Raw genomic sequence first — 24,563 nt, forward strand, 5'->3', positions numbered from 1 at the left:
CAAGGGACGGACCGTCTCTCTTGATTATCCGCCGTTATTCGGCGGGGCAGATGAAGGAGCCGCCCTCAGCTAAGGAAGGCGGCTCCGACGAACTTTAGTAATGCTCTTCGAAGCGCTTCGCGAGGTCTTCGATGTTCTCCGGCGGCCAGCCCGGCACGTCCATGCCGAGGTGCAGGCCCATGCCGGCGAGAACTTCCTTGATCTCGTTAAGCGACTTGCGGCCGAAGTTCGGAGTGCGAAGCATTTCCGCCTCGGACTTCTGGATCAGGTCGCCGATATAGACGATATTGTCGTTCTTCAGGCAGTTCGCCGAACGAACCGACAGCTCAAGCTCGTCGACCTTCTTGAGAAGCGCCGGATTGAACGGCAGCTGCGGCGCAGCAGCGGCAGCCTCTTCCTTGCGGGGCTCTTCGAAGTTCACGAAGACCTGGAGCTGGTCCTGCAGGATGCGCGCGGCATAGGCCACAGCATCCTCAGGCGTCACTGCGCCGTTGGTCTCGACCGTCATGATCAGCTTGTCGTAGTCGAGAATCTGGCCCTCACGGGTGTTCTCGATACGATAGGAGACCTTATTTACCGGGCTGTAGAGCGCGTCGACCGGGATGAGGCCGATTGGAGCATCCTCGGTGCGGTTGCGCTCGGAGGGAACGTAGCCCTTGCCGGTGTCGACCGTGAACTCCATGCGGATCTCGGCGCCCTCATCCAGCGTGCAGAGCACGAGTTCGGGGTTCAGGATCTGCACGTCGCCGACCGTGTTGATGTCGCCAGCCGTCACGGCGCCGGGGCCGGTCTTGCGGAGCGTCATGCGCTTGGCGCCCTCGCTCTGCATCTTGATGGCAATCGTCTTCACGTTGAGGACGATGTCCGTCACGTCCTCACGGACGCCCGGGATGGACGAGAACTCGTGCAGCACACCGTCGATATGGACGGCCGTAACAGCGGCGCCCTGGAGCGACGACAGCAGGACACGACGCAGGGAGTTGCCGAGCGTCGTGCCGAAGCCACGCTCAAGCGGCTCCGCAACGACCGTCGCGATGCGCTTAGGATCGTCGCCCGGGGAGACTTCGAGCTTGTTGGGCTTAATCAGCTCTTGCCAATTCTTTTGGATCACAACCACACCTCATGAGGTACGGCTTGAAGGGAGGCTTTTGACCCACCCTTTAAACCGGAACGCGCGCGGGTTTTTGGACCCACGCGCCGGATAACCTTAGACGCGGCGACGCTTGCGCGGGCGGCAGCCATTGTGCGGGATCGGCGTCACGTCACGGATCGACGTGACGGTGAAGCCGGCCGACTGCAGAGCGCGCAGGGCGGACTCACGGCCGGAGCCGGGACCGGACACTTCGACCTCGAGGGTGCGCATGCCATGCTCGGAAGCCTTGCGGGCCGCATCTTCAGCGGCCATCTGAGCCGCATAAGGGGTCGACTTACGCGAACCCTTGAAGCCCATCGCGCCGGCCGAGGACCACGAGATCGTGTTGCCCTGGGCGTCCGTGATGGTGATCATGGTGTTGTTGAACGAGGCGTTCACATGCGCCACGCCGGAAACGATGTTCTTGCGTTCGCGGCGGCGGACGCGGGTAGCTTCTTTAGCCATTCCAAAGATCCTTCAAACGCGCCCGTCGTGCCAGGCGCTCGGGAGAGAGGGCCACCCGTCAGGGGTGGCCGTAAAATCTTACTTCTTCTTACCGGCGATCGGCTTCGACTTGCCCTTGCGGGTGCGGGCATTCGTGTGGGTGCGCTGACCGCGGACCGGCAGACTGCGGCGGTGGCGTAGGCCACGGTAGGCAGCCAGATCCATCAGGCGCTTGATGTTCATGGACACTTCGCGGCGCAGGTCGCCCTCGACAATGTAGTCGCGGTCGATGGTCTCGCGGATGGCCAGAACTTCGGCGTCGGTCAGCTGGTTCACGCGGCGTTCGGCCGGGATGTTGACCTTCTCGACGATCTCTTGGGCCTTCTTGGCGCCAATGCCGTGGATATACTGAAGCGCGATCACAACGCGCTTGGCGGTCGGAATGTTGACGCCTGCAATACGGGCCATCGTCCATCTCCATGTAAGAAGCAAAAGCTTCGGGTTATGATTATCGCGCGTCCGGTGGAGGCCGGCCCTTGCGCGGGCTTATGCTGAACACAAGAATCCAGAGCAGCCTCTCATGAAGCCCTCTGGATATGCAGGTTCTTGTGCAAGTGCTTGCCCCTAACGGAAATTAACCCGCCCGTCAAGCCCCTGCCCTTCAGCGACCCAGGATTCCCTTGATCGCCTGGGTCACGTCATCGATAGGCTTCATGCCGTCGACGGTCTTGAGTATGCCCGTGCGCTCGTAATAGGCCGAAAGCGGGGCCGTCTGATTCCTGTAGGCCTCAAGCCGTGTCTTGAAGACCTCCGGGTTGTCGTCCTTGCGAACGGGCTCCCCGCGAGCCTCGGTGTCCTTGGCCCGCCTGACGATCCGTTCGACCAGTTCGGCCTCATTGACCTTGAACTCGATGACGGCATCGAGCTTCAGGCTCTTGTCAGCCAGCATGCTGTCGAAGGCTTCTGCCTGCGCGACGGTCCGCGGAAAGCCGTCGAGGATGAAGCCGGCTTTAGCGTCCTGTTCCTCGATTCGATCCGCGATGATGCCGACGACGATGTCGTCCGACACTAGGTCACCACGATCCATGACGGCCTTGGCCTTGAGGCCGACCGGCGTGCCGGCAGCCACGGCTGTGCGGAGCATGTCGCCGGTGGACAGCTGGGGAATTCCCAGCCGCTCGACCAGACGCACGGCCTGAGTGCCTTTTCCGGCCCCCGGCGGCCCCAGCAGGATGATCCTCATCGACGCCCCCCTGACTTCGTCGAGAATGCTCGCCATGAGGCGAGGCGTTTAATCTTAGCGTCTGCGCGAGCCTTTGAGCTTCGCCTTTTTGACCAGGCCCTCGTACTGGTGAGCCAGCAAGTGGCCGTGCACTTGAGCAACCGTGTCCATGGTAACAGACACGACGATCAGAAGCGAAGTCCCGCCAAAGTAGAATGGCAAAGCCGCATAAGACACCAGCAATTCGGGAATCAGGCAGATGATCACCAGATAAATGGCGCCCAGCACCGTGATGCGGGTCAGAACTTGGTCGATGAAGTCCGCCGTCCGCTCACCAGGGCGAATACCCGGGATAAAACCACCCTGCTTCTTCAGGTTGTCCGCCGTTTCCGTCGGATTGAACACGATGGCCGTGTAGAAGAAGGCGAAGAACACGATCAGCGCCGCATACAGGAACATGTAAGCGGGGCGTCCGTGGCCAAGATAGGCTGTCAGCGTGGAGATGAACCCAGTCCCGTCTGCGTTGGTCTGGAAGCTGGCGATCGTCGCAGGCAACAGGAGCAGCGAGGAGGCGAAGATCGGAGGGATCACGCCCGAGGTATTCAGCTTGAGCGGCAGGAACGAGGTCTGGCCCTCATACATCCGATTGCCGACCTGACGCTTCGGATAGTTGATGAGAAGACGACGCTGGGCACGCTCTATGAACACCACGAAGTAGATAATTGCGATGGCCATCACGATCACGCCGATGATCAGCCCGGTCGAGATGGCGCCTTGTCGGCCAAGCTCGAGGGTGCCGGCGATGGCCGACGGCAGGTTCGCCACGATGCCGGCGAAGATGATCAGCGACGTACCGTTGCCGATGCCGCGGGACGTGATCTGCTCGCCCAGCCACATGAGGAACATGGTGCCGCCGGTCAGGGTGATCACGGTCGAGATCAGGAAGAACGGGCCCGGCGCGTCCACGATGGTGCCGGAGCTCTGCAGGCCTACCGCGATGCCCCAGGACTGGAACACCGCCAGCATCACCGTAAGGTAGCGGGTGTACTGGTTCAGGATCTTGCGGCCGGCCTCCCCTTCCTTCTTGAGCGCCTCGAGTGAGGGCAGGACGGAGGTGAGAAGCTGGATGATGATCGAAGCCGAGATGTACGGCATGATGTTCAGGGCGAAGATCGCCATGCGCTCCACGGCGCCGCCCGAGAACATGTTGAAGAGGCCTAGCACGCCGCCGCTGGCATTTTGGAAGCTCTGCGCCAGGGCCTCCGGGTTGATGCCGGGCAGCGGGATATAGGTGCCGAGACGATAGACGATGAGGGCGCCCAAGGTGAACCAGATGCGCTTCTTCAGCTCATCGGCCTTGGCGATGGCGCCGAAATTGATGTTTGCCGCAAGTTGCTCGGCTGCTGAGGCCATAGTGGTGTCCCCGAAATACTTGAACCGTGACGGTCATCACGCAAGCGGCGGCCACGCGATCTTAAACGCGGGCCGCCGCTTGGATCTTAGTCAATGTGGGCGCTGGCTCACGCCTGCGCAACGCCACCCAGCAGGGTGACCGAGCCACCGGCCTTCTCGATCGCTTCGACGGCCGACTTCGACGCGCCATGGACCTGGAAGGAAAGCTTAGCCTTGAGTTCGCCGACGCCGAGGATCTTCACGCCGTCGCGCGGCTTGGAGACCACACCGGCAGCCACCAGCGACTCGACTGTGACGGCAGCGCCCTTATCGAGCTTGCCGGCTTCGATGGCCTGCTGGATGCGGCCGACATTGACCTCGTTCAGGTCAATCTGGTTCGGCTTGTTGAAGCCGCGCTTCGGCAGACGACGGTGCAGAGGCATCTGACCGCCTTCAAAGCCCTTGATGGACACGCCGGTACGGGACTTCTGTCCCTTCACGCCGCGACCACCGGTCTTGCCCTTGCCGGAGCCGATACCACGGCCGACACGCATGCGGTTCTTGGTGGAACCTTCGTTGTCACGAATTTCGTTGAGTTTCATGACGCTCTCCTCACTGCCCGTCGACAACGCGCACGAGGTGCTTGACCTTTTCGATCATGCCCCGAATCGCAGGCGTGTCTTCCAAGGTCGAAGTACGATGAAGCTTGTTGAGCTTGAGACCGATCAGCGTCTGGCGCTGCTTGGCCTCGCGGCGGATCGGGGAACCGATCTGCTCAACGGTGAGGGTGCTCTTTGCTGCGGAAGCAGGATTCTTTGCCATTATCAAAGCCTCCCTTACGCTTCAGCGCCAGCGGCTTCGCTGGTGTCTGCGTCACGGCGGCGAGCCTGCAGCGTCGAGACCTTCAGGCCACGGCGAGCAGCGACCGAACGCGGGCTGTCCTCGTTCTTGAGCGCATCGAAGGTCGCGCGGACGAGGTTGTACGGGTTCGACGAGCCGAGCGACTTGGCGACCACGTCCTGCATGCCCACCACCTCGAAGACGGCGCGCATCGGGCCGCCGGCGATGATGCCGGTACCCTGGGGAGCAGCACGAAGCACGACCTTGCCGGCGCCATGGCGGCCGTTCACGTCGTGATGGAGCGTGCGGCCTTCGCGCAGCGCAACGCGGATCATGGAGCGCTTGGCAGCGTCCGTGGCCTTGCGGATAGCTTCCGGCACTTCACGAGCCTTGCCATGACCGAAGCCGACGCGACCCTTCTGGTCGCCGACGACGACGAGAGCAGCAAAGCCGAAGCGACGACCGCCCTTCACCACCTTGGCGACGCGGTTGATGTGGACCAGGCGGTCCACGAATTCGCTGTCGCGCTCTTCGCGATCAGCACGTTCTCTTGGTTCTCTAGCCATGAGACCTCTCACTTGCGCGGGCGGCGGGCCCGCTCGCTAAGGGTTGCTTGGAATATACCCGCCGTTAGAAATCCAGACCGCCTTCACGGGCAGCGTCGGCCAGGGCCTTGACGCGACCGTGATAGAGGTAGCCCGAACGGTCGAAGATGACCTGCTTCACGCCGGCAGCAACCGCGCGTTCAGCCACGAGCTTGCCCACTTCCTTCGCCGCATCCACGGTGGCGCCGGTCTTGAGCTTGCCCTTCAGGTCAGTCTCGAGGGTCGAAGCCGCAGCGACCGTATGGCCGCGCACGTCGTCGATGATCTGGGCATAGATCTGCTTGGACGAACGGAAGACCGACAAACGCGGACGACCGTTCGCTGCTTTCTTGATCGCACGGCGCACACGAGCCTTGCGGCGATCTTCAGCGCCTTTCTTCTCAGCCATGATACGTCGTCCTTACTTCTTCTTGCCTTCCTTGCGGAAGATGAACTCGTTGGCATACTTGACGCCCTTGCCCTTATAGGGCTCCGGACCGCGGTACTCGCGGATCTCGGCGGCGGTCTGACCAACGACCTGCTTGTCGATGCCAACAACGACGATTTCGGTCGGCTTCGGCGTCGTGATCGTCACGCCTGCCGGAATCGCGTAGTCGATGTCGTGGCTGTAGCCCAGCGACAGCTTCAGCACCTTGCCCGCAACGGCGGCCTTGTAGCCGACGCCGTTGATCTCAAGGCGCTTCTCGAAGCCCTTGGACACGCCTTCGACCAGGTTCGCCACCTGAGCGCGGGACATGCCCCACTTCGCGCGGGCTGTCTTGGACTCGTCGCGCGGGTTCACCGACACGGCGCCGTCTTCGAAAGCAACCAACACTTCTTCGGGAACGAGGAACGAGAGTTCGCCCTTCGAGCCCTTAACCTTAACCATCTGACCGTCGACGGTCGCCGTCACACCTGACGGAACCGAAACGGGTTTCTTGCCTACTCGGGACATTTTCGAATCTCCGTGGTTCTGTGCGGGTGCCTAGCCTTAGAAGACCTTGCAGAGCACTTCGCCGCCCACGTTCTTCTCACGGGCCTCGTGATCGGCCATCACGCCCTGGGGCGTCGAGAGAATGGTGATGCCCAGACCGTCGGCCACGCGAGGCATGGTGTCGACGGAAGCATACACGCGGCGGCCCGGCTTGGAGACGCGCTCGATTGAGCGGATCACCGGCTGGCCGTCATAGTACTTCAGCTCAATCGAGAACTCGGTCCGGCCATTGCCGAACTCCGTCTGCGAATAGTCGCGGATGTAGCCCTCGGACTTGAGGACTTCGAGAACGCGAGCGCGCAGCCTCGAGCCAGGGGTCGAGACGGTACCGCGACGGCGCATCTGCGCGTTACGGATACGGGTGAGCATATCGCCCAACGGATCGTTGATCATATGATGCCCTCCCTTACCAGCTGGACTTCACGAGGCCTGGGATCAGGCCCTTGTTGCCGAGCTCGCGCATAGCGATACGAGACATGCCGAGCTTGCGATAGTAAGCGCGGGGACGGCCCGTGATCTCGCAACGGTTGCGAATGCGGGTCGGGCTCGCGTTGCGCGGCAGCTCGGCCAGCTTGAGGCGCGCCTCGAAGCGCTCCTCCATGGACTTCGACTCGTCATTGGCGACCGCCAGGAGGCGCTCGCGACGGCCGGCGAACTTCTTCACCAGCTCACGACGATGCTTGTTCTTCTCAATAGCGCTTTTCTTAGCCATGCTTTTATCTCCAGTGTCCGCGTTTGAGGACAGTTATCCTCACTGCCGGAACGGGAAGTTGAAGTGACGCAGCAGGGCACGGGCTTCGTCGTCAGTCTTCGCCGTAGTGGTGATGATGACGTCCATGCCCCAAACCTGCTCGACCCTGTCGTAATTGATCTCAGGGAACACGAGGTGCTCCTTGATACCCATTGCGTAGTTGCCGCGGCCGTCGAACGACTTCGGGTTCAGGCCCCGGAAGTCGCGGACGCGCGGGAGCGCGATGGTCACGAAGCGGTCAAGGAACTCGTACATGCGAGCCTTGCGCAGCGTAACCTTGGCACCGATCGGCATGCCCTCGCGGACCTTGAACTGCGAGATTGCCTTACGGGCCTTCGTGATCACCGGCTTCTGGCCGGCGATGAGAGCGAGATCGGCAGCAGCGACCGTAGCCTTCTTCGAGTCAGCGGTCGACTCGCCAACGCCCATGTTCAGAACGATCTTCTCGATCGTCGGAACTTCCATGGGGTTCTTGTAGCCAAATTCTTCAATGAGCTTCGGACGCACCACTTCCTCGTAGTGCTTCTTCATCCGCGGCGTATAGCCGTCCACCTGAGCCTTAGCCATCGATCAGGTCCCCCGAACGCTTGGCGAAACGGACCTTGCGGCCGTCTTCGAGAACTTTGAAACCAACCCGGGTCGGCTTGCCGTCCTTCGGGTCTGCGTAGGCCAGGTTCGACAGATGGATGGCAGCCTCTTTCGAGATGATGCCAGCTTCCTGGTTTGCCGTCTGGCGCTGGTGACGCTTCACGACGTTCACGCCGCGGACGAACGCGCGCTCTTCCTTCGGAAGCACCTGGACAACTTCACCGGTCTTGCCCTTGTCGCGACCGGTCAGGACGACAACCTTGTCACCCTTCTTGATCTTCGCGGCCATTAGAGCACCTCCGGCGCAAGCGAAATGATTTTCATGTGGTTCTTGGCACGCAGTTCACGGGGAACGGGGCCGAAGATACGGGTGCCGACCGGCTCCTTCTGATTGTTGATCAGAACGGCAGCATTTCGGTCGAAACGGATGACCGAACCGTCAGCGCGACGGATGTCCTTAGCGGTGCGAACGACAACCGCCTTCATGACGTCGCCCTTCTTCACGCGACCGCGCGGGATAGCTTCTTTCACGGATACGACGATGATATCGCCCACGGAAGCGTACTTACGCTTCGAACCGCCGAGAACCTTGATGCACATCACGCGACGGGCGCCGGAATTGTCGGCGACGTCAAGATTCGTCTGCATCTGGATCATGGCTTTGATCCTTTCCTTTGTTTCAGACAGGTTTCCGGGCCAAGGCACGATTGCCCCCCGGACTACGCCTGACGGGGATCTACTGTCCCCTGCCCTTCAAATGTCGAGAGAGGCGGTCGTATACACGAACCGCCCCTATCGGACAACCCCAAAAGAAAGCCTTTTAAGCCTTCGCTTGGTCGACGAGCACCCAGGTCTTGAGTTTGGAGAGCGGCTTGGTCTCTTCGATGAAGACCTGGTCGCCCACCTTGGCTGTGTTGTTCTCGTCATGAGCGTGGTAGTTTTTCGTCTTACGCACGGTCTTCTTCATGACCGGGTGCGTAAAACGACGCTCCACCTTCACGACAACCGTCTTGTCCTGCTTGTCGCTGACAACGACGCCCTGCAAAACGCGCTTTGGCATCTTGATCCCCTTTAAGCCTTCGCCCCAGCAGCCTTCTGGCGCTGAAGCGTCTTGACGCGGGCGACGTCCCTGCGGACCTCACGAACGCGTCCGGTGTTCTCGAGCTGGCCGGTGGCGCGCTGGAACCGGAGGTTGAATTGCTCCTTCTTCAGGTTCAGCAACTCATCCGACAGTTGGTCAGCGGACATTGCCTTGAGGTCGGAGAATCTCTGCTTGGTCTTCATGATTCTCTCCCCTTACTCAGCAATGCGCTGGATGAAGCGCGTCTTGATCGGAAGCTTCGCAGCGCCGAGGCGCAGAGCCTCACGAGCGATATCCTCCGGCACGCCGTCGATCTCGAACATGATACGGCCAGGCTTCACCTTGGCCGCCCAGAACTCGGGAGCGCCCTTACCCTTACCCATACGCACTTCGGTCGGCTTCGACGACACCGGCACGTCCGGGAAGATGCGGATCCACACCCGGCCCGCGCGCTTCATAGCGCGGGTGATGGCGCGGCGAGCCGCCTCGATCTGGCGAGCGTTCACACGCTCGGGTTCCATCGCCTTCAGGCCGAACTGGCCGAAGTTGAGGTCCGTGCCGCCCTTCGCAGTGCCGGAAATGCGGCCCTTGAACTGCTTACGGAACTTGGTTTTCTTCGGTTGCAACATGGCAAACCTCTCCTGACCTCTCGGTTACGCCGCTTGCTCGCGGCGGCCACCGGAGCGGCCTCCTTCGTCGTTCATCCGCTTGTCCTGGGCCATCGGATCGTGCTCAAGGATTTCGCCCTTGAAGATCCAGACCTTGATGCCGCAGGTGCCATAGGTCGTGAAAGCCGTGGACGTCCCGTAATCCACATCCGCACGCAGGGTGTGCAGCGGAACGCGGCCCTCGCGGTACCATTCGAGGCGGGCGATTTCAGCGCCACCCAGACGGCCCGAGCAGTTGATACGGATGCCCTCGGCGCCCAGACGCATCGCCGACTGAACGGCGCGCTTCATGGCGCGGCGGAACGCAACGCGGCGCTCGAGCTGCTGGGCGATGGAATCGGCCACCAGCGTCGCGTCGACTTCCGGCTTGCGGACTTCGACGATGTTGATCGCCACATCCGCGTCGGTCATCTTGGCGACGAGCTTGCGGAGTTTCTCGATGTCTGCACCCTTCTTGCCGATCACCACGCCCGGGCGACCCGAGTGGATGGTGACGCGGCACTTCTTGTGCGGACGCTCGATAACAATCTTCGAAACGGCGGCCTGCTTCAGCTGCTTCATGAGAGCTTCGCGGATCGCCATATCCTCGTGCATCAGCTTGGCGTACTCGCCCTTGCCGGCGAACCAGCGCGAGTCCCAGGTCCGGTTGATGCCGAGCCGAAGACCGATCGGGTTAACTTTCTGACCCATCTGGTTCTCCTTTATGCCTGTTCGGCAACTTCCCGAACCACGATCGTGAGGTTCGAGAACGGCTTTTCGATACGAGCACCCCGGCCACGGGCCCGGGCGTGGAAGCGCTTCATGACAAGCGCCTTGCCGACGAAGGCTTGGCTGACGACGAGATCGTCCACATCGAGGTTGTGGTTGTTCTCGGCGTTGGCAATGGCGCTCTCGAGGCACTTCTTTACTTCGCGAGCGATGCGCTTGCGGGAGAACTCGAGATCGGCGAGAGCCGCAGAAACCTTCTTGCCGCGGATAAGGGCCGCAACAAGATTGAGCTTCTGGGGGCTGACGCGCAGCATGCGAGCGACGGCTTGTGCCTCTGTGTCGCTCAGTGCGCGAGGAGTCGCGGCCTTACCCATCTTACTTCCTCTTCGCCTTCTTGTCCGACGCGTGGCCGTGGAAGGTGCGGGTCGGCGAGAACTCGCCGAACTTGTGACCCACCATTTCCTCGCTCACGTTGACGGGAATGTGCTTCTGACCGTTGTAGACCCCGAACGTGAGGCCCACAAACTGCGGGAGGATCGTGGAGCGGCGGCTCCAGATCTTGATAACCTCGTTGCGGCCCGAGGAACGGGCAGCCTCGGCCTTCTTGAGGAGGTAGCCGTCGACGAACGGACCCTTCCAAAGCGAACGTGCCATGACGTGCCTCTATCCTTACTTCTTCCGAGCGTGACGGCTCGACACGATAAACTTGTCGGTCCGCTTGTTCGAACGGGTTTTCTTGCCCTTGGTCGGAACGCCCCATGGGGACACCGGATGGCGACCACCGGAGGTACGGCCCTCACCACCACCGTGCGGGTGGTCGATCGGGTTCATGGAAACGCCGCGGTTGTGCGGACGCTTGCCAAGCCAGCGGTTACGACCAGCCTTACCGATCGAGGTGTTCATGTGGTCCGGGTTCGACACCGCCCCGACACTGGCGAAGCACTGGCCATGGACCAGACGCTGCTCGCCGGAGTTCAGGCGGACCGTCACGTAGCCCTGGTCACGACCCACGATCTGGGCGTAGGTGCCGGCGGAGCGGGCGAGTGCGCCACCCTTGCCGACCTTCAGCTCCACATTGTGGATGATCGTTCCCACCGGCATGTTGCCGATCGGCATCGCGTTGCCCGGCTTGATGTCGACCTGCTCGCCAGCCGACACCTTATCGCCGACAGCCAGACGCTGCGGAGCCAGGATGTAGGCTTGCTCGCCGTCAGCGTAGCCAATGAGTGCGATGAAGGCGGTGCGGTTCGGATCGTACTCGATCCGCTCCACGGTCGCCACATCGCCCATACGGGCGCGACGCTTGAAGTCGACCAGGCGCAGGGTGCGCTTGTGACCACCGCCACGGAAGCGGACGGTTATGCGACCCATGTTGTTACGGCCGCCGGAGGAGCTCTTGCCCTCCGTCAGCTTCTTGACCGGCTTGCCCTTATAGAGCTCGCTGCGGTCCACAATCACCAGCTGGCGTAGGCCGGGGGTGATTGGTTTGAATGTTTTCAAAGCCATCGGATCACTCTCTCAACCGATCAGAGGCCCGTCGTGATGTCGATGGCCTGGCCCTCAGCGAGGGTTACAACCGCCTTCTTCACGTCCGACCGCTGGCCGCGGGTGCCGCGGAACATCTTCACTTTGCCCTTGGTGAGGATCGTATTGACGCTCTTCACCTTGACATCGAACAGCTTCTCAACCGCTTCCTTGATCTGCGGCTTCGTCGCATCCAGTCGAACCTTGAAGACGACCTTGTTCTGTTCGGACAGGGCCGTGGCCTTCTCGGTAATGACCGGGCTCACGATTACATCGTAATGGCGCGGGTCCAGGCTCATTTGAAGCGCGCCTCCAGCGCATCGACAGCCGCCTTCGTGAGAACGAGCTTCTCGCGACGCAGGATGTCATAGACGTTGATGCCCTGCACCGGCAGGACGTCGATGTTCGGGATGTTGCGAGCAGCCCGCTGGAAGTTCGTCTCGATCTCAGCGCCGCCGATGATCAGGGCGTTGCCGAGGCCGAGCTTGCCGAAGCGCTCGACGAGAGCTTTCGTCTTCGGCTCGGACAGCGTCACATCGTCGATCACGATGAGCGAAGCGCCCTTGGCCTTGGACGAGAGCGCGTGCCTCAAAGCGAGGGCGCGAACCTTCTTGGGCAGGTCGTGCGCATGGCTGCGGACCTGAGGGCCGAAGGCACGACCGCCGCCCCGGAACTGGGGAGCGCTCGCGGCGCCGTGGCGGGCGCTGCCTGTGCCCTTCTGCTTGTAGATCTTCTTCCTGGTCCGATCGACGAGCGAACGGTTCTTCACGGCGTGAGTGCCGGCCTGGCGCTTTGCGAGCTGCCAGCGGACGCAACGGGCCAGAAGATCGGCGCGCGGCTCGAGGCCGAAGATCGCCTCGTTCAGGTCAACCGAACCAGTGGTGTTGCCCTCAAGCGTGGTGATATCTAGTTTCATCACGCATTCTCCTCTTGGGCCTGCTCAGCCTGTGCGGCCGGCGCAGCATCGTTGGCCGTGCGGAACGAACCGGGCATCGGCACTTCTGCAGGCAACTTACGCTTCACCGCGTCGCGGACGAAGATCCAGCCGCCGGCAACGCCGGGAACGGCGCCTTCGACGAGGATCAGACCGCGCTCGACGTCGGTCGACACCACGCGCAGGTTCTGCGTCGTAACGCGCTCGGCACCCAGGTGACCCGGCATCTTCTTGTTCTTGAACGTCTTGCCCGGATCCTGGCGGCCACCGGTCGAACCGATCGAGCGGTGGGAGACCGACACGCCGTGCGTGGCGCGCAGTCCGCCGAAGTTCCAGCGCTTCATGCCGCCGGCGAAGCCCTTACCGGTGGTGATGCCCGTGACGTCCACGAACTGACCGGCAATGAAGTGATCAGCGGTGATCTCGGCGCCGACCGGGATGACAGCATCCTCGGAGACGCGGAACTCCGCGAGCTTGCGCTTCGGTTCGACCTTGGCGATGGCAAAGTTGCCGCGCTCGGCCTTCGAAACGTTCTTAACCTTGGCCTTACCGACGCCGACCTGCAGCGCGGTATAGCCGTTCTTTTCCTTGGTCCGGTGGGCGACAACCTGGCAGCTGTCGACCTTCAGAACCGTGACGGGGATGTGTTCGCCGGCATCCGTGAAGATGCGGGTCATCCCGAGTTTCTGTGCAATGACGCCTGAGCGCATGTGCGTATCCTCTCGGCGTGTCTACCGAAAGCTCCAAGCCCAACGGCTCAGAGCTTGATTTCCACGTCCACACCAGCAGCGAGATCGAGCTTCATAAGGGCATCAACCGTCTGCGGGGTGGGGTCCACGATATCGAGAACACGCTTGTGAGTGCGCATCTCGAACTGCTCGCGCGACTTCTTGTCGATGTGCGGCGAGCGAAGAACCGTAAAGCGCTCGATGCGCGTCGGCAGCGGGATGGGCCCGCGAACCTGAGCGCCGGTCCGCTTCGCTGTCGACACGATTTCCCGTGTCGAAGCGTCGAGGATCCGATGGTCGAACGCCTTAAGGCGAATACGAATGTTTTGACCGTTCATGGCTTATCCATTCAACAAGGGAAGCGACCGAGCCGTAACCCGGCCGCCGTCCTTTGATCCTCTATCTATCAATCCATTACGGCGGCGACGACGCCGGCGCCGACGGTGCGGCCGCCCTCACGGATGGCGAAGCGCAGCTTCTCCTCCATGGCGATCGGCGCAATCAGCGTCACCTCCATGGTGATGTTGTCGCCCGGCATCACCATCTCGGTGCCCTCAGGCAGCGTCACCACGCCCGTCACGTCCGTCGTGCGGAAGTAGAACTGCGGACGGTAGTTGCCGAAGAACGGCGTATGACGGCCGCCCTCTTCCTTCGTCAGGATGTAGGCCTCGGCCTTGAACTTCGTGTGCGGCTTGATCGAGCCCGGCTTGCACAGCACCTGGCCGCGCTCCACGTCCTCGCGCTTCGTGCCGCGCAGCAGAACGCCCACGTTGTCGCCCGCCTGGCCCTGATCGAGCAGCTTGCGGAACATCTCGACGCCCGTGACCGTCGTCTTGACCGTGGCCTTCAGGCCCACGATCTCAACTTCCTCACCGACCTTCACGATGCCGCGCTCGACGCGACCCGTCACCACCGTGCCGCGGCCCGAGATCGAGAACACGTCCTCAATCGGCATCAGGAACGGCAGGTCGATCGGACGCTCCGGCTGCGGAATGTAGGCATCCACCTCGGCCATCAGCTTAAGCACAGCCTCGCGGCCGATCTCAGGCTGGCGATCCTCCAGAGCGCAAAGAGCCGAGCCCTTCACGATCGGGATGTCGTCGCCCGGGAAGTCGTACTTCGACAGAAGCTCGCGCACCTCGAGCTCGACCAGGTCGAGCAGCTCGGCGTCGTCGACCATGTCGACCTTGTTCATGAACACCACGAGAGCAGGCACGCCCACCTGGCGGGCCAGCAGGATGTGCTCGCGGGTCTGCGGCATCGGGCCGTCGGCCGAGGACACCACCAGGATCGCGCCGTCCATCTGGGCCGCACCCGTGATCATGTTCTTCACGTAGTCGGCGTGGCCGGGGCAGTCCACGTGGGCATAGTGCCGGTTGACCGTCTCGTACTCCACGTGTGCCGTGGAGATCGTGATGCCGCGCGCCTTCTCTTCCGGCGCCTTGTCGATCTGGTCGTACGCCGTAAACGTCGCCCCGCCCGACTCCGCCAGAACCTTCGTGATCGCCGCCGTCAGAGACGTCTTGCCATGGTCCACGTGACCAATCGTCCCAATGTTGCAGTGCGGCTTGTTCCGCTGAAACTTTTCCTTCGCCATCGTGGCACCCGTTCCTTTGATCGTTCAAATTTCGCTTAGTGGGTTCAGGCGTACTTCGCCTGAACCTCGGCAGCCACGTTCGACGGCACCTGCTCGTAGTGGTCGAACTGCATGGTGTAGCTCGCACGCCCCTGGCTCATGCCGCGCAGAGTGTTCACGTAGCCGAACATGTTGGCGAGCGGGACCATCGCGTTGATGACCACGGCGTTGCCGCGCATGTCCTGACCCTGGATCTGACCACGCCGGGAGTTCAGATCGCCGATCACGGAACCCGTGTAGTCCTCGGGGGTCGTGACTTCGACCTTCATCACCGGCTCGAGCAGAACCGAGCCACCCTTCTGGAGAGCTTCACGGAGAGCCGCACGGGAGGCGATTTCGAAGGCGAGAGCCGACGAGTCGACTTCGTGGAAGGCACCGTCGATGAGCTCGACCTTGAGGTCGACCACCGGGAAGCCGGCAACGACGCCAGCACCCACAACCGACTGCAGGCCCTTTTCGACGCCCGGGATGTACTCCTTGGGCACCGAACCACCGACAATCTTCGAATCGAAGGCAAAGCCTGCGCCCTGCTCGTTCGGCTGAACGACGATCTTGACGCGGGCGAACTGGCCCGTACCGCCGGTCTGCTTCTTGTGGGTGTAGTCGATCTCGGCCTTCTTCGTGACGGTCTCACGATAGGCGACCTGCGGAGCACCGATATTCGCATCGACCTTGTAGGTACGACGGAGAATGTCGACCTTGATGTCGAGGTGAAGCTCGCCCATGCCCTTCAGGATCGTCTGACCCGACTCCTGGTCGGTGGAGACGCGGAAGGACGGGTCCTCGGCGGCCAGCTTCGCCAGGGCAAGGCCCAGCTTCTCCTGGTCGGCCTTCGACTTCGGCTCGATGGCGATCTCGATCACCGGCTCCGGGAACTCCATGCGCTCCAGGATCACGGCCTTGTTCGGGTCGCACAGCGTGTCGCCGGTGCGGACTTCCTTGAGGCCCGCGAGAGCGACGATGTCGCCCGCATAGGCTTCCTTGATGTCCTCGCGGTTGTTCGCATGCATCAGGAGCATGCGGCCGACGCGCTCTTTCTTGTCGCGGGAAGAGTTGAGCATCGTGTCGCCAGAATTCACCTTGCCGGAATAGACGCGGCAGAAGGTGATCGTACCAACGAAGGGATCGTCCATGATCTTGAAGGCGAGCATGGAGAAGCCTTCCTCGTCGGTCGGCCTGCGGATCGTCGGCTCTTCGGTCTTGAAGTCGATGCCCTGGATAGCCTCACGGTCTGCCGGGGACGGCAGGAAGTCCACGACGGCGTCGAGCAGGGGCTGAACGCCCTTGTTCTTGAACGCGGAACCGCAGAGCACCGGGTGGAAGGCACGACGCTGCACGGCCGTACGGATCAGGCGGCGCAGGGTCGCATCGTCCGGCTCCTGGCCGTCGAGATAAGCGGCCAAGGCATCATCATCCATCTCGACAGCAGCTTCGACGAGCTTGGCGCGATACTCGGCAGCCTGATCCTTCAGGTCATCCGGGATCTCGACTTCGTCAAAGTTGGCACCGAGCGCCTCGCCGGACCAGACAAGGGCCTTCATCTTGATCAGATCGACCATGCCGCGGAAATCGCTCTCCGCTCCGATCGGGATCTGAAGGCAGACGGGCTTGCCGGCCACGCGCTTGATGATGTCGGCGACGCAGTTGAAGAAGTTCGCGCCGGTCTTGTCCATCTTGTTGACGAACACGACACGCGGAACGTCGTACTTGTCGGCCTGACGCCAAACGGTCTCGGTCTGGGGCTCAACACCCTGGTTGCCGTCGAGAACGCAGACGGCACCGTCGAGAACGCGCAGCGAACGCTCGACTTCAATGGTGAAGTCGACGTGGCCGGGGGTGTCGATGATGTTCAGGCGCTTGTCGTTCCAGAAGCAGGTTGTGGCAGCGGACGTGATCGTGATGCCACGCTCCTGCTCCTGCTCCATCCAGTCCATCGTCGCGGCGCCTTCGTGCACTTCACCGATTTTGTGGGACTTACCGGTGTAGTACAGGATGCGCTCAGTCGTCGTGGTCTTTCCGGCATCGATGTGGGCCATGATGCCGAAGTTGCGGTAGTCCTCAATCGCGTGCGTGCGGGGCATCACTCAGCTCCTCAGACCTTTACCAGCGGTAATGCGAGAACGCACGGTTGGCTTCCGCCATACGGTGGGTGTCTTCGCGCTTCTTCACGGCATTGCCGCGGTTGTTCGAGGCATCGAGCAGCTCGGCGGAGAGACGCTCGATCATGGTCTTGTCGTTGCGGCCGCGGGCGGCCTGAATGATCCAGCGGATCGCGAGAGCCTGACGGCGCTCGGTACGAACCTCGACCGGGACCTGGTAGGTGGCACCACCGACGCGGCGGGAGCGAACTTCGATCGCCGGAGCGACGTTGTCGAGGGCCTGCTTGAAGACCTCGAGCGGGTTCGCCTTGGCGCGGCTTTCGATGCTGTCGAACGCACCGTAGACGATGCTCTCGGCAGAGGACTTCTTTCCGTCGTACATGATGGAATTCATGAACTTGGTGACGATGATATCGCCGAACTTGGCGTCCGGGATGATCTCACGCTTTTCGGCGCTATGGCGGCGGGACATGAGCTAGCTCCGACCTCAAATACAGTTGACGGCTTACTTCGGCCGCTTCGCGCCGTACTTCGAACGACGCTGCTTACGATTCTTCACGCCCTGGGTGTCGAGGACACCGCGGAGGATGTGATAGCGGACACCCGGAAGGTCCTTCACGCGACCACCGCGGATCATGACCACGGAGTGCTCTTGAAGGTTGTGACCTTCACCCGGGATGTACCCGATGACTTCGAACCCGTTCGTCAGACGAACCTTGGCGACCTTACGGAGAGCCGAGTTCGGCTTCTTCGGGGTCGTCGTATAAACGCGCGTGCACACGCCACGCTTCTGCGGGCAGGCCTCAAGCGCGGGAACCTTATTCCGGCTCTTTTGCGCAGTCCGCGGCTTGCGGATCAGCTGAGAGATCGTTGGCATCCTGTGCCCTCTTTGACCGGCCACCCGACAGGTGGCCATGAATGTGTCTTCAACGGTTGAACGCCGCCCTTCGCTTCTGCGGACCTTTTCAGGTTGCACAAAACGAAGCCACGCCATTGACTTGGGTAAGCCCCTGGCGCGGTGCGATTGCAGAGGACCACGATCTTATGACCGCGGTCGTGCCCTAAATCTGACGAGTGTCAGTCAAGGTTGAGTTCGGCAGCGTTTAGGTGGCATCCGTCGAAGCTAGGCGCCTCGACTGGCGAAAACCTACGGCCAGCCGGAAAGTCCGGTTTCTCTAGCGCCCGAGTCGCGCAAAGTCAACACTTTTCGGTAACGTTCTAGAAAGGCGCTCCCAAATGACGGGATGCGGCCGGTGCTGTGTGTTCTATACGGGTTTCTTCCCGCTCGGCACAAGGTTATGAAGTAGCAGTTGAGAAGAGGGGCGGATAGTGACGGCGGCAATTCACTTTGAGACCGAGGCCTATGATGTGACCCATGGGAAGCCAATGGGCCGTCACTTCGCCGGTCATGGCTTCCTCTCGGCCTTTGCCCGACATTCGTCCAATGATACTCCCGTCGGGTATGTGGGAAATGCAAAGCTCGGCGGTGAATTCTGCAGCTTTGTCAAGAACTTCCGCCCGGAGAGTTCGCCGCGCTACATCGTGACGGCCAAGGCGGGCGCGCTCAGGCAGGTGGGCTGTCTCTTTACGCCAAGCCCGATCAACGCAGCGCAAACGTGGCAGCGGGAGCTTAATGGGCCCAGGTCCTGGAGCCTGTGCGGGGTGAACCACACCCTCTCCTCCGCGCGGGCTATGGATGGGCTCACCTCGCTCCTTACGGCTGCGGTGCAGCCCTGGGATGCGATCATCTGCACATCGACAGCCTCCCGTGCGGTCATCGAGATGCTGTTCGCTCGCCAAGAGGATCATCTATCGCGGCGCCTCGGCGCCACCCGCTTCGTCAGGCCGCAACTTCCGGTGATTCCCCTTGGCGTGGACTGTGAAGCCCAAACTCGACGCTCAGAGCGCAGGGACGAGGCACGCTCATCCCTTGGGGTCGAACCGGGTGAGTTCGTCGTCCTGTTCCTCGGGCGCCTGTCCTTCCATGCCAAGGCGAATCCGGCTCCCATGTACCTGGCCTTGGAGCGCCTGACCCGCAATCATCGTATCGTCCTGATCGAATGCGGCTGGACGGCCAACGATCAGATCGCTCAGGCCTTCTCGGAAGCAAGGGCCAAGCTTTGCCCATCTGTGCGATCAATCGTGCTCGACGGCCGCATCAATGACATCCGGGACACGGCCTGGGCGGCGGCAGACGTATTCTGCTCCCTCTCCGACAACATTCAGGAGACCTTTGGTCTCACCCCCATCGAAGCCATGGCGGCCGGGCTGCCGGTGGTGGTGACGGACTGGGACGGATACAAGGATACCGTCAGAAACGGCATCGACGGATTCGCCGTACCAACCATGGCTGCCCCACCGGGAGCGGGGCAGCATCTGGCCACGCGGCATGCCCTCGAGGTCGACAGTTACGATTCCTATATCGGCCAGACATCGACTGCCGTAGCCGTGGACGTGGAAGCCACGGCTGCTGCGTTCGAGCGTCTCGCGGCCGATCCGGACCTGCGCCGCCGCATGGGCGCAAACGGGGCGACCCGTGCAAGGGAGTGCTTCGATTGGAAAGTTATCATCAAGGCGTATGAGGAGTTGTGGCAGGAACTCGCCACACTGAGGAATGCCGGGCAGGCAGCACCCTCCCCTGAGGCCATGCGCGGTTTCTGGCCGGCTCGACCCGATCCGTTCGATCTCTTCGCCAGCTTCCCTTCGCTCCCCTTCTCCAGCCAACACATTGTTTCGCAAGCAGCCGAGATCGATGAGGCCGAGGTGCTGGAGCGGCTGAGCCTGAGAGTAGCCCTGGTAAATGCGTCGCCGGATATCTCCTCCGCGTTCCTTCTTGCGGTGTGGAAGCTGGCAGGCAGCCAGGGCACGACGGTCCGGGATATCCTTGCCGCGCACCAGAGCGCCTCGCCGGCCCTGACCGTCAGAGCCCTCCTATGGCTGGCGAAGCTCGGCCTGCTTACGCTCACTCCCAGAGGCGAGCGTTCTTAAGCAAGCACCCACGAAAAAGGCCGCCCGAAGGCGGCCTTTTCATTCTTGTCATGTTTTCGCAGCTTATTCGGCCGCTGGAGGCAGCTCGCTCACCTTAGCCTGGGACTCGGAACGCTTCTGCTGCAGGATCAACTCGTCGCGATGGGTCGCGACTGCCTTGATCTGAGCGGTGAGCGCGCCCGTGCCGGCCGGGATCAGGCTGCCGACGATGACGTTCTCCTTGAGGCCCTCAAGGGTATCGACCTTGCCATTGACCGCTGCCTCGGTGAGGACGCGAGTGGTCTCCTGGAAGGACGCCGCAGAGATGAAGGAGCGGGTCTGCAGCGAGGCCTTGGTGATACCGAGCAGAACCGGCACGCCGACGGCGGGCTTCTTCTTCTCGGACACAAGACGCTCGTTGATCTCCTCAAGCTCGAGACGATCCACCTGCTCGCCGGTGAGCAGCTCGGAGTCGCCGCCATCGGTGATCTCGACCTTCTGCAGCATCTGGCGAACGATCACCTCGATGTGCTTATCGTTGATGAGCACGCCCTGGAGACGGTAGACCTCCTGGATCTCGTTCACGAGGTAGGCTGCCAGCTCCTCGACACCCTTGATCGCAAGAATGTCGTGCGGAGCCGGGTTGCCGTCGACGATGAAGTCGCCGACCTCGACCACGTCATTGTCCTGCAGGTGGATGTGCTTGCCCTTGGGGATCAGGTAATCCACCGGCTCGGAGCCATCGTGCGGGTTCAACGTCAGGCGACGCTTGCTCTTGTAGTCGCGGCCGAACTGGATCGTGCCGGACTTCTCCGCAATGATCGCCGCGTCCTTCGGACGACGGGCCTCGAACAGCTCCGCCACGCGCGGCAGACCGCCCGTGATGTCGCGGGTCTTGGCGCTCTCGGTCGAGACACGGGAGAGGATATCGCCGGCCTTGACCTTCGAACCCGGATCGGCCGTGAGAATCGCATCCACGGGCAGCAGGTAACGGGCGTCGCCACCACGGGCGACCTTGGCCACCTTGCCGCCAGCGCCTTGGATGACCACTGCCGGACGCAGGTCTGCTGTACGCGGAGAACCCCGCCAGTCAATGACCACACGCTTGGCGATGCCTGTCGACTCGTCCATCGACTCGATCATCGAGGCGCCGTCCACGAGGTCCTCGTAGCCCACGGTGCCGTCGATCTCCGTGAGGATCGGACGGGAATAGGGATCCCACTCGGCAATACGCTGGCCACGCTTGATCGTGTCGCCCTCGTCCACCTTCAGGCGGGAGCCGTATTGCAGGCGGTGAACCGCCCGCTCAGCGCCGTCTGAGCCGATGACCAGAACAGCCACGTTGCGGCCCATGACGACGAGATCGCCGTCGGAGTTGCGCGCAATGTTCTTATTGCGGAAGCCGATCGTGCCCTCGAAGCTCGACTCGATGAAGGACGAGTCCGCGATCTGAGCCGCACCACCGATGTGGAAGGTACGCATGGTGAGCTGCGTGCCCGGCTCGCCGATGGACTGCGCCGCGATCACGCCGACAGCCTCGCCGTGGTTGACCGGGGTACCCCGGGCCAGGTCGCGGCCGTAGCAAGTGGCGCAGACGCCGTTCTTCGACGCGCAGACCAGCACGGAGCGGATCTTCACCTCTTGGATGCCGGCAGCGCCGATCGCCTCGAGGTGATGCTCCTCAATCATCGTGCCCTTCGGAACGATGATTGAGCCGTCCTGGGCCGTCAGATCCTCTGCCGTCGAGCGGCCCAGAATGCGGGACGCCAGCGATGCGACCACCTGGCCGGCATCGATGATGGCACGCATCTTGATGCCCTTCTCGGTGCCGCAATCCGGCTCACGGATGACCGCATCCTGCGCCACGTCGACGAGGCGGCGGGTCAGATAACCCGAGTTCGCCGTCTTGAGCGCGGTATCGGCCAGGCCCTTGCGGGCGCCGTGGGTCGAGTTGAAGTACTCGAGAACGTCGAGGCCTTCCTTGAAGTTCGAGATGATCGGCGTCTCGATGATCTCGCCCGACGGCTTGGCCATGAGGCCGCGCATCGCCGCGAGCTGCTTCATCTGGGCCGGCGAACCACGAGCGCCGGAGTGGGACATCATGTAGATCGAGTTGACCGGCTTGTCGCGGCCGTTCTCGTCCTTCTGCACCGTGGAGATGCGGTTCATCATCTCGGCAGCGAGGCGGTCCGAGCACTTCGCCCAGGCGTCGACAACCTTGTTGTACTTCTCGCCCTGGGTGATGAGGCCGTCCTGGTACTGCTGCTCGTAGTCCTTCGCGAGGGAACGGGTTTCCTCGACGATCTCCCACTTGTTCTCCGGGATCACCATGTCGTCCTTGCCGAACGAGATGCCGGCCTTGAACGCATTGTAGAAACCCAGACCCATGATGCGATCGCAGAAGATCACCGATTCCTTCTGACCGCAGTGCCGGTACACGGCATCGATCATGTTGGAAATCTCCTTCTTCGTCATGAGCTTGTTCACGACGTCGTAGGGGAGCATCGGGTGCTTCGGCAGCAGGCGCGAGAGCATCACGCGGCCGGCCGTGGTGTCGACGATCTTCGACACCGGCTTGCCGTCCTCGTCCAAGCCTTCCCAGCGGTAGCGGATCTTGGTGTGGAGCGTGATGACCTTCTCGTTCAAGGCGTGCTCGATCTCGCCCATGTCGGAGAAAGCCTTGCCCTGACCGGGCTGACCGTCGGAGACGATGGAGAGATAGTAGAGGCCGAGAACGATGTCCTGCGACGGCACGATGATCGGCTGACCGTTGGCAGGGTGCAGGATGTTGTTGGTCGACATCATCAGCACGCGGGCTTCAAGCTGAGCCTCGAGCGAGAGCGGCACGTGGACGGCCATCTGGTCGCCGTCGAAGTCCGCGTTGAACGCGGCGCAGACGAGCGGGTGCAGCTGGATCGCCTTGCCCTCGATGAGGGTGGGCTCGAAGGCCTGAATGCCCAGACGGTGCAGCGTCGGAGCGCGGTTCAGGAGAACCGGATGCTCGCGGATGACCTCGTCCAGGATGTCCCAAACCTCGGGCTTCTCCTTCTCGACGAGCTTCTTCGCCTGCTTGACGGTGGCGGAGAGACCCCGCGCGTCGAGCTTGGCGTAAATGAACGGCTTGAAGAGTTCGAGCGCCATCTTCTTCGGCAGGCCACACTGGTGCAGCTTGAGCTCGGGACCCACCACGATGACCGAACGGCCCGAGTAGTCCACGCGCTTGCCGAGCAGGTTCTGGCGGAAGCGACCCTGCTTGCCCTTCAGCATGTCGGCGAGCGACTTCAGCGGACGCTTGTTGGCGCCGGTGATGACGCGGCCGCGGCGGCCGTTGTCGAACAGGGCGTCGACCGCCTCCTGCAGCATGCGCTTCTCGTTGCGGACGATGATGTCCGGAGCGCGGAGCTCCATGAGCCGCTTCAGGCGGTTGTTGCGGTTGATGACGCGGCGGTAGAGGTCGTTCAGATCCGAGGTCGCGAAGCGGCCGCCATCCAGCGGCACGAGCGGACGCAGATCCGGCGGGATCACCGGAACGACCGTCATGATCATCCACTCGGGCTTGTTGCCCGACTGGACGAAGGCCTCGATGATCTTGAGGCGCTTCATGAGCTTCTTGGGCTTCAGCTCGGACGTGGTGACCGCGATCTCCTCGCGGATCTCCTGGGCGGTCTTCTCGAGGTCGAGCTCCTGCAGGATCCGGCGGATCGCTTCCGCGCCGATCATGGCCGTGAAGGAGTCTTCACCGAACTCGTCCTGAGCGCGGATGTACTCCTCCTCAGTGAGGAGCTGACGGTCCTTGAGCGGCGACAGACCCGCATCGACGACGATGTAGGACTCGAAATAGAGGATGCGCTCCAGATCCTTCAGGGTCATGTCGAGCAGCAGACCGATGCGGCTCGGCAGGGACTTGAGGAACCAGATGTGAGCGACGGGCGCGGCGAGCTCGATGTGGCCCATGCGGTCGCGACGGACGCGGGCCAGCGTCACCTCGACGCCACACTTCTCGCAGATCACGCCCTTGTACTTCATGCGCTTGTACTTGCCGCACAGGCACTCGTAGTCCTTGATCGGGCCAAAGATGCGCGCGCAGAACAAGCCGTCGCGCTCGGGCTTGAACGTGCGGTAGTTGATGGTCTCCGGCTTCTTGATCTCGCCGTAGGACCAGGACAGAATCTTCTCAGGGCTCGCGATCGAGATTTTGATCTGATCGAAGCTCTGCGGCTGGGCCGTCTGGTTGAAGAGATTCATGACCTCTTGATTCATCGCCGTCTCCT

General features: G+C 62.1%; 32 protein-coding genes. 1 reads left to right on the plus strand and 31 read right to left on the minus strand.

Annotated elements, in window-relative coordinates; all coding sequences use genetic code 11:
* Positions 1–94: 94 nt before the first annotated feature.
* The 30 genes from VB618_RS17920 to rpsL all read right to left on the minus strand — a co-directional run bounded on the left by VB618_RS17920 (position 95) and on the right by rpsL (position 18,202).
* Positions 95–1,117, minus strand: coding sequence for a DNA-directed RNA polymerase subunit alpha (locus tag VB618_RS17920; protein WP_442931855.1), 1,023 nt, complete (start codon positions 1,115–1,117; stop codon positions 95–97).
* A gap of 90 nt (positions 1,118–1,207) precedes the next feature.
* Positions 1,208–1,597, minus strand: a complete 390-nt coding sequence (gene rpsK / locus VB618_RS17925) for a 30S ribosomal protein S11 (RefSeq protein WP_329798110.1) — start codon at positions 1,595–1,597, stop codon at positions 1,208–1,210.
* A 78-nt stretch (positions 1,598–1,675) separates the two neighbouring features.
* A complete protein-coding gene (rpsM, locus tag VB618_RS17930; RefSeq protein WP_329798111.1) occupies positions 1,676–2,044 on the minus strand; it encodes a 30S ribosomal protein S13 in 369 nt (122 codons plus the stop codon).
* 193 nt (positions 2,045–2,237) lie between these two features.
* A complete protein-coding gene (locus VB618_RS17935) occupies positions 2,238–2,819 on the minus strand; it encodes an adenylate kinase (RefSeq protein ID WP_329798112.1) in 582 nt (193 codons plus the stop codon).
* 54 nt (positions 2,820–2,873) lie between these two features.
* Complete coding sequence (gene secY, locus VB618_RS17940; RefSeq protein WP_329798113.1) at positions 2,874–4,211, minus strand: preprotein translocase subunit SecY; 1,338 nt, start codon at positions 4,209–4,211, stop codon at positions 2,874–2,876.
* A 107-nt stretch (positions 4,212–4,318) separates the two neighbouring features.
* On the minus strand, positions 4,319–4,792 hold the full coding sequence (rplO, locus tag VB618_RS17945) for a 50S ribosomal protein L15 (RefSeq protein ID WP_329798114.1): 474 nt from the start codon (positions 4,790–4,792) through the stop codon (positions 4,319–4,321).
* A gap of 10 nt (positions 4,793–4,802) precedes the next feature.
* The gene (gene rpmD / locus VB618_RS17950) at positions 4,803–5,012 is read right to left on the minus strand and encodes a 50S ribosomal protein L30 (RefSeq protein ID WP_329798115.1); all 210 of its coding nucleotides are present in this window, start codon (positions 5,010–5,012) and stop codon (positions 4,803–4,805) included.
* Positions 5,013–5,026: 14 nt separating this feature from the next.
* A complete protein-coding gene (gene rpsE / locus VB618_RS17955; protein WP_099511403.1) occupies positions 5,027–5,596 on the minus strand; it encodes a 30S ribosomal protein S5 in 570 nt (189 codons plus the stop codon).
* 64 nt (positions 5,597–5,660) lie between these two features.
* A complete protein-coding gene (rplR, locus tag VB618_RS17960) occupies positions 5,661–6,023 on the minus strand; it encodes a 50S ribosomal protein L18 (RefSeq protein ID WP_190846512.1) in 363 nt (120 codons plus the stop codon).
* Positions 6,024–6,035: 12 nt separating this feature from the next.
* Entirely contained in the window at positions 6,036–6,569 is a 534-nt protein-coding gene (rplF, locus tag VB618_RS17965) for a 50S ribosomal protein L6 (protein ID WP_329798116.1), read from the minus strand.
* A 36-nt stretch (positions 6,570–6,605) separates the two neighbouring features.
* Positions 6,606–7,001, minus strand: a complete 396-nt coding sequence (gene rpsH / locus VB618_RS17970) for a 30S ribosomal protein S8 (RefSeq protein ID WP_329798117.1) — start codon at positions 6,999–7,001, stop codon at positions 6,606–6,608.
* Positions 7,002–7,014: 13 nt separating this feature from the next.
* The gene (gene rpsN / locus VB618_RS17975) at positions 7,015–7,320 is read right to left on the minus strand and encodes a 30S ribosomal protein S14 (RefSeq protein ID WP_329798118.1); all 306 of its coding nucleotides are present in this window, start codon (positions 7,318–7,320) and stop codon (positions 7,015–7,017) included.
* Positions 7,321–7,359: 39 nt separating this feature from the next.
* Positions 7,360–7,926, minus strand: coding sequence for a 50S ribosomal protein L5 (rplE, locus tag VB618_RS17980; protein WP_329798119.1), 567 nt, complete (start codon positions 7,924–7,926; stop codon positions 7,360–7,362).
* Complete coding sequence (gene rplX, locus VB618_RS17985; RefSeq protein WP_329798120.1) at positions 7,919–8,236, minus strand: 50S ribosomal protein L24; 318 nt, start codon at positions 8,234–8,236, stop codon at positions 7,919–7,921. Before rplX ends, rplE begins: the two co-directional genes overlap by 8 nt.
* Complete coding sequence (gene rplN / locus VB618_RS17990) at positions 8,236–8,604, minus strand: 50S ribosomal protein L14 (RefSeq protein WP_009764309.1); 369 nt, start codon at positions 8,602–8,604, stop codon at positions 8,236–8,238. Before rplN ends, rplX begins: the two co-directional genes overlap by 1 nt.
* 163 nt (positions 8,605–8,767) lie before the next feature.
* Positions 8,768–9,007 carry a 30S ribosomal protein S17 gene (rpsQ, locus tag VB618_RS17995; protein ID WP_329798121.1) on the minus strand — a complete coding sequence of 80 codons (240 nt, stop codon included), beginning with the start codon at positions 9,005–9,007 and terminating at the stop codon, positions 8,768–8,770.
* Between the two features lie 11 nt (positions 9,008–9,018).
* A complete protein-coding gene (gene rpmC, locus VB618_RS18000) occupies positions 9,019–9,231 on the minus strand; it encodes a 50S ribosomal protein L29 (protein WP_329798122.1) in 213 nt (70 codons plus the stop codon).
* A gap of 12 nt (positions 9,232–9,243) precedes the next feature.
* Entirely contained in the window at positions 9,244–9,657 is a 414-nt protein-coding gene (rplP, locus tag VB618_RS18005; protein WP_036352973.1) for a 50S ribosomal protein L16, read from the minus strand.
* A 24-nt stretch (positions 9,658–9,681) separates the two neighbouring features.
* Positions 9,682–10,386, minus strand: a complete 705-nt coding sequence (rpsC, locus tag VB618_RS18010) for a 30S ribosomal protein S3 (protein ID WP_036352970.1) — start codon at positions 10,384–10,386, stop codon at positions 9,682–9,684.
* Between the two features lie 11 nt (positions 10,387–10,397).
* Positions 10,398–10,778 carry a 50S ribosomal protein L22 gene (gene rplV / locus VB618_RS18015; protein WP_329798124.1) on the minus strand — a complete coding sequence of 127 codons (381 nt, stop codon included), beginning with the start codon at positions 10,776–10,778 and terminating at the stop codon, positions 10,398–10,400.
* Position 10,779: 1 nt separating this feature from the next.
* The gene (gene rpsS / locus VB618_RS18020) at positions 10,780–11,058 is read right to left on the minus strand and encodes a 30S ribosomal protein S19 (RefSeq protein WP_329798125.1); all 279 of its coding nucleotides are present in this window, start codon (positions 11,056–11,058) and stop codon (positions 10,780–10,782) included.
* 15 nt (positions 11,059–11,073) lie between these two features.
* Positions 11,074–11,910 carry a 50S ribosomal protein L2 gene (gene rplB / locus VB618_RS18025; protein WP_329798126.1) on the minus strand — a complete coding sequence of 279 codons (837 nt, stop codon included), beginning with the start codon at positions 11,908–11,910 and terminating at the stop codon, positions 11,074–11,076.
* A 20-nt stretch (positions 11,911–11,930) separates the two neighbouring features.
* A complete protein-coding gene (locus VB618_RS18030) occupies positions 11,931–12,227 on the minus strand; it encodes a 50S ribosomal protein L23 (protein ID WP_329798127.1) in 297 nt (98 codons plus the stop codon).
* Positions 12,224–12,844: a 50S ribosomal protein L4 gene (gene rplD / locus VB618_RS18035; protein WP_329798128.1), complete on the minus strand. Its 621-nt coding sequence runs from the start codon at positions 12,842–12,844 to the stop codon at positions 12,224–12,226. Before rplD ends, VB618_RS18030 begins: the two co-directional genes overlap by 4 nt.
* A complete protein-coding gene (gene rplC / locus VB618_RS18040) occupies positions 12,844–13,572 on the minus strand; it encodes a 50S ribosomal protein L3 (protein ID WP_329798130.1) in 729 nt (242 codons plus the stop codon). Before rplC ends, rplD begins: the two co-directional genes overlap by 1 nt.
* A gap of 47 nt (positions 13,573–13,619) precedes the next feature.
* Positions 13,620–13,928: a 30S ribosomal protein S10 gene (gene rpsJ, locus VB618_RS18045; protein WP_009764298.1), complete on the minus strand. Its 309-nt coding sequence runs from the start codon at positions 13,926–13,928 to the stop codon at positions 13,620–13,622.
* 68 nt (positions 13,929–13,996) lie between these two features.
* The gene (gene tuf / locus VB618_RS18050; protein WP_329798131.1) at positions 13,997–15,187 is read right to left on the minus strand and encodes an elongation factor Tu; all 1,191 of its coding nucleotides are present in this window, start codon (positions 15,185–15,187) and stop codon (positions 13,997–13,999) included.
* Between the two features lie 44 nt (positions 15,188–15,231).
* On the minus strand, positions 15,232–17,307 hold the full coding sequence (gene fusA, locus VB618_RS18055) for an elongation factor G (RefSeq protein WP_329798133.1): 2,076 nt from the start codon (positions 17,305–17,307) through the stop codon (positions 15,232–15,234).
* A 19-nt stretch (positions 17,308–17,326) separates the two neighbouring features.
* Complete coding sequence (rpsG, locus tag VB618_RS18060) at positions 17,327–17,797, minus strand: 30S ribosomal protein S7 (protein ID WP_329798134.1); 471 nt, start codon at positions 17,795–17,797, stop codon at positions 17,327–17,329.
* A 33-nt stretch (positions 17,798–17,830) separates the two neighbouring features.
* A complete protein-coding gene (gene rpsL / locus VB618_RS18065; RefSeq protein WP_009764294.1) occupies positions 17,831–18,202 on the minus strand; it encodes a 30S ribosomal protein S12 in 372 nt (123 codons plus the stop codon).
* A gap of 452 nt (positions 18,203–18,654) precedes the next feature.
* Between rpsL and VB618_RS18070 the strand changes: the two genes are divergently transcribed.
* Positions 18,655–20,313 (plus strand): glycosyltransferase family 4 protein, encoded by a 1,659-nt coding sequence (locus VB618_RS18070; RefSeq protein ID WP_329798135.1) that lies wholly within the window; start codon positions 18,655–18,657, stop codon positions 20,311–20,313.
* A gap of 63 nt (positions 20,314–20,376) precedes the next feature.
* Here the strand turns inward: VB618_RS18070 and rpoC are convergent, their stop codons facing one another.
* On the minus strand, positions 20,377–24,552 hold the full coding sequence (rpoC, locus tag VB618_RS18075) for a DNA-directed RNA polymerase subunit beta' (protein ID WP_329798136.1): 4,176 nt from the start codon (positions 24,550–24,552) through the stop codon (positions 20,377–20,379).
* Between the last annotated feature and the right edge of the window lie 11 nt (positions 24,553–24,563).

Source organism: Microvirga sp. CF3062 (genome assembly GCF_036314045.1).
GTDB lineage: Bacteria > Pseudomonadota > Alphaproteobacteria > Rhizobiales > Beijerinckiaceae > Microvirga.

Bases quoted from the DNA above. Each gene is read 5' to 3' on its own strand.
- rpsN (WP_329798118.1), bottom strand. From the start codon at position 7,320: ATGGCTAAGAAAAGCGCTATTGAGAAGAACAAGCATCGTCGTGAGCTG.
- rplP (WP_036352973.1), bottom strand. From the start codon at position 9,657: ATGTTGCAACCGAAGAAAACCAAGTTCCGTAAGCAGTTCAAGGGCCGC.
- rplB (WP_329798126.1), bottom strand. From the start codon at position 11,910: ATGGCTTTGAAAACATTCAAACCAATCACCCCCGGCCTACGCCAGCTG.
- rplE (WP_329798119.1), bottom strand. From the start codon at position 7,926: ATGGCTAAGGCTCAGGTGGACGGCTATACGCCGCGGATGAAGAAGCAC.
- rplC (WP_329798130.1), bottom strand. From the start codon at position 13,572: ATGCGCTCAGGCGTCATTGCACAGAAACTCGGGATGACCCGCATCTTC.
- rpsL (WP_009764294.1), bottom strand. From the start codon at position 18,202: ATGCCAACGATCTCTCAGCTGATCCGCAAGCCGCGGACTGCGCAAAAG.
- rpsH (WP_329798117.1), bottom strand. From the start codon at position 7,001: ATGATCAACGATCCGTTGGGCGATATGCTCACCCGTATCCGTAACGCG.
- rpsS (WP_329798125.1), bottom strand. From the start codon at position 11,058: ATGGCACGTTCGCTTTGGAAGGGTCCGTTCGTCGACGGCTACCTCCTC.
- rpsM (WP_329798111.1), bottom strand. From the start codon at position 2,044: ATGGCCCGTATTGCAGGCGTCAACATTCCGACCGCCAAGCGCGTTGTG.
- rplF (WP_329798116.1), bottom strand. From the start codon at position 6,569: ATGTCCCGAGTAGGCAAGAAACCCGTTTCGGTTCCGTCAGGTGTGACG.
- rpsJ (WP_009764298.1), bottom strand. From the start codon at position 13,928: ATGAACGGTCAAAACATTCGTATTCGCCTTAAGGCGTTCGACCATCGG.
- VB618_RS18030 (WP_329798127.1), bottom strand. From the start codon at position 12,227: ATGAGCCTGGACCCGCGCCATTACGATGTAATCGTGAGCCCGGTCATT.
- rplX (WP_329798120.1), bottom strand. From the start codon at position 8,236: ATGGCCGCGAAGATCAAGAAGGGTGACAAGGTTGTCGTCCTGACCGGT.
- rpsE (WP_099511403.1), bottom strand. From the start codon at position 5,596: ATGGCTAGAGAACCAAGAGAACGTGCTGATCGCGAAGAGCGCGACAGC.
- rplD (WP_329798128.1), bottom strand. From the start codon at position 12,844: ATGAAACTAGATATCACCACGCTTGAGGGCAACACCACTGGTTCGGTT.
- rpsQ (WP_329798121.1), bottom strand. From the start codon at position 9,007: ATGCCAAAGCGCGTTTTGCAGGGCGTCGTTGTCAGCGACAAGCAGGAC.
- fusA (WP_329798133.1), bottom strand. From the start codon at position 17,307: ATGCCCCGCACGCACGCGATTGAGGACTACCGCAACTTCGGCATCATG.
- rpoC (WP_329798136.1), bottom strand. From the start codon at position 24,552: ATGAATCAAGAGGTCATGAATCTCTTCAACCAGACGGCCCAGCCGCAG.
- rpsC (WP_036352970.1), bottom strand. From the start codon at position 10,386: ATGGGTCAGAAAGTTAACCCGATCGGTCTTCGGCTCGGCATCAACCGG.
- rplR (WP_190846512.1), bottom strand. From the start codon at position 6,023: ATGGCTGAGAAGAAAGGCGCTGAAGATCGCCGCAAGGCTCGTGTGCGC.
- rplO (WP_329798114.1), bottom strand. From the start codon at position 4,792: ATGAAACTCAACGAAATTCGTGACAACGAAGGTTCCACCAAGAACCGC.
- rpsG (WP_329798134.1), bottom strand. From the start codon at position 17,797: ATGTCCCGCCGCCATAGCGCCGAAAAGCGTGAGATCATCCCGGACGCC.
- rpmC (WP_329798122.1), bottom strand. From the start codon at position 9,231: ATGAAGACCAAGCAGAGATTCTCCGACCTCAAGGCAATGTCCGCTGAC.
- rpsK (WP_329798110.1), bottom strand. From the start codon at position 1,597: ATGGCTAAAGAAGCTACCCGCGTCCGCCGCCGCGAACGCAAGAACATC.
- tuf (WP_329798131.1), bottom strand. From the start codon at position 15,187: ATGGCGAAGGAAAAGTTTCAGCGGAACAAGCCGCACTGCAACATTGGG.
- secY (WP_329798113.1), bottom strand. From the start codon at position 4,211: ATGGCCTCAGCAGCCGAGCAACTTGCGGCAAACATCAATTTCGGCGCC.
- VB618_RS17935 (WP_329798112.1), bottom strand. From the start codon at position 2,819: ATGAGGATCATCCTGCTGGGGCCGCCGGGGGCCGGAAAAGGCACTCAG.
- rpmD (WP_329798115.1), bottom strand. From the start codon at position 5,012: ATGGCAAAGAATCCTGCTTCCGCAGCAAAGAGCACCCTCACCGTTGAG.
- rplV (WP_329798124.1), bottom strand. From the start codon at position 10,778: ATGGGTAAGGCCGCGACTCCTCGCGCACTGAGCGACACAGAGGCACAA.
- rplN (WP_009764309.1), bottom strand. From the start codon at position 8,604: ATGATCCAGATGCAGACGAATCTTGACGTCGCCGACAATTCCGGCGCC.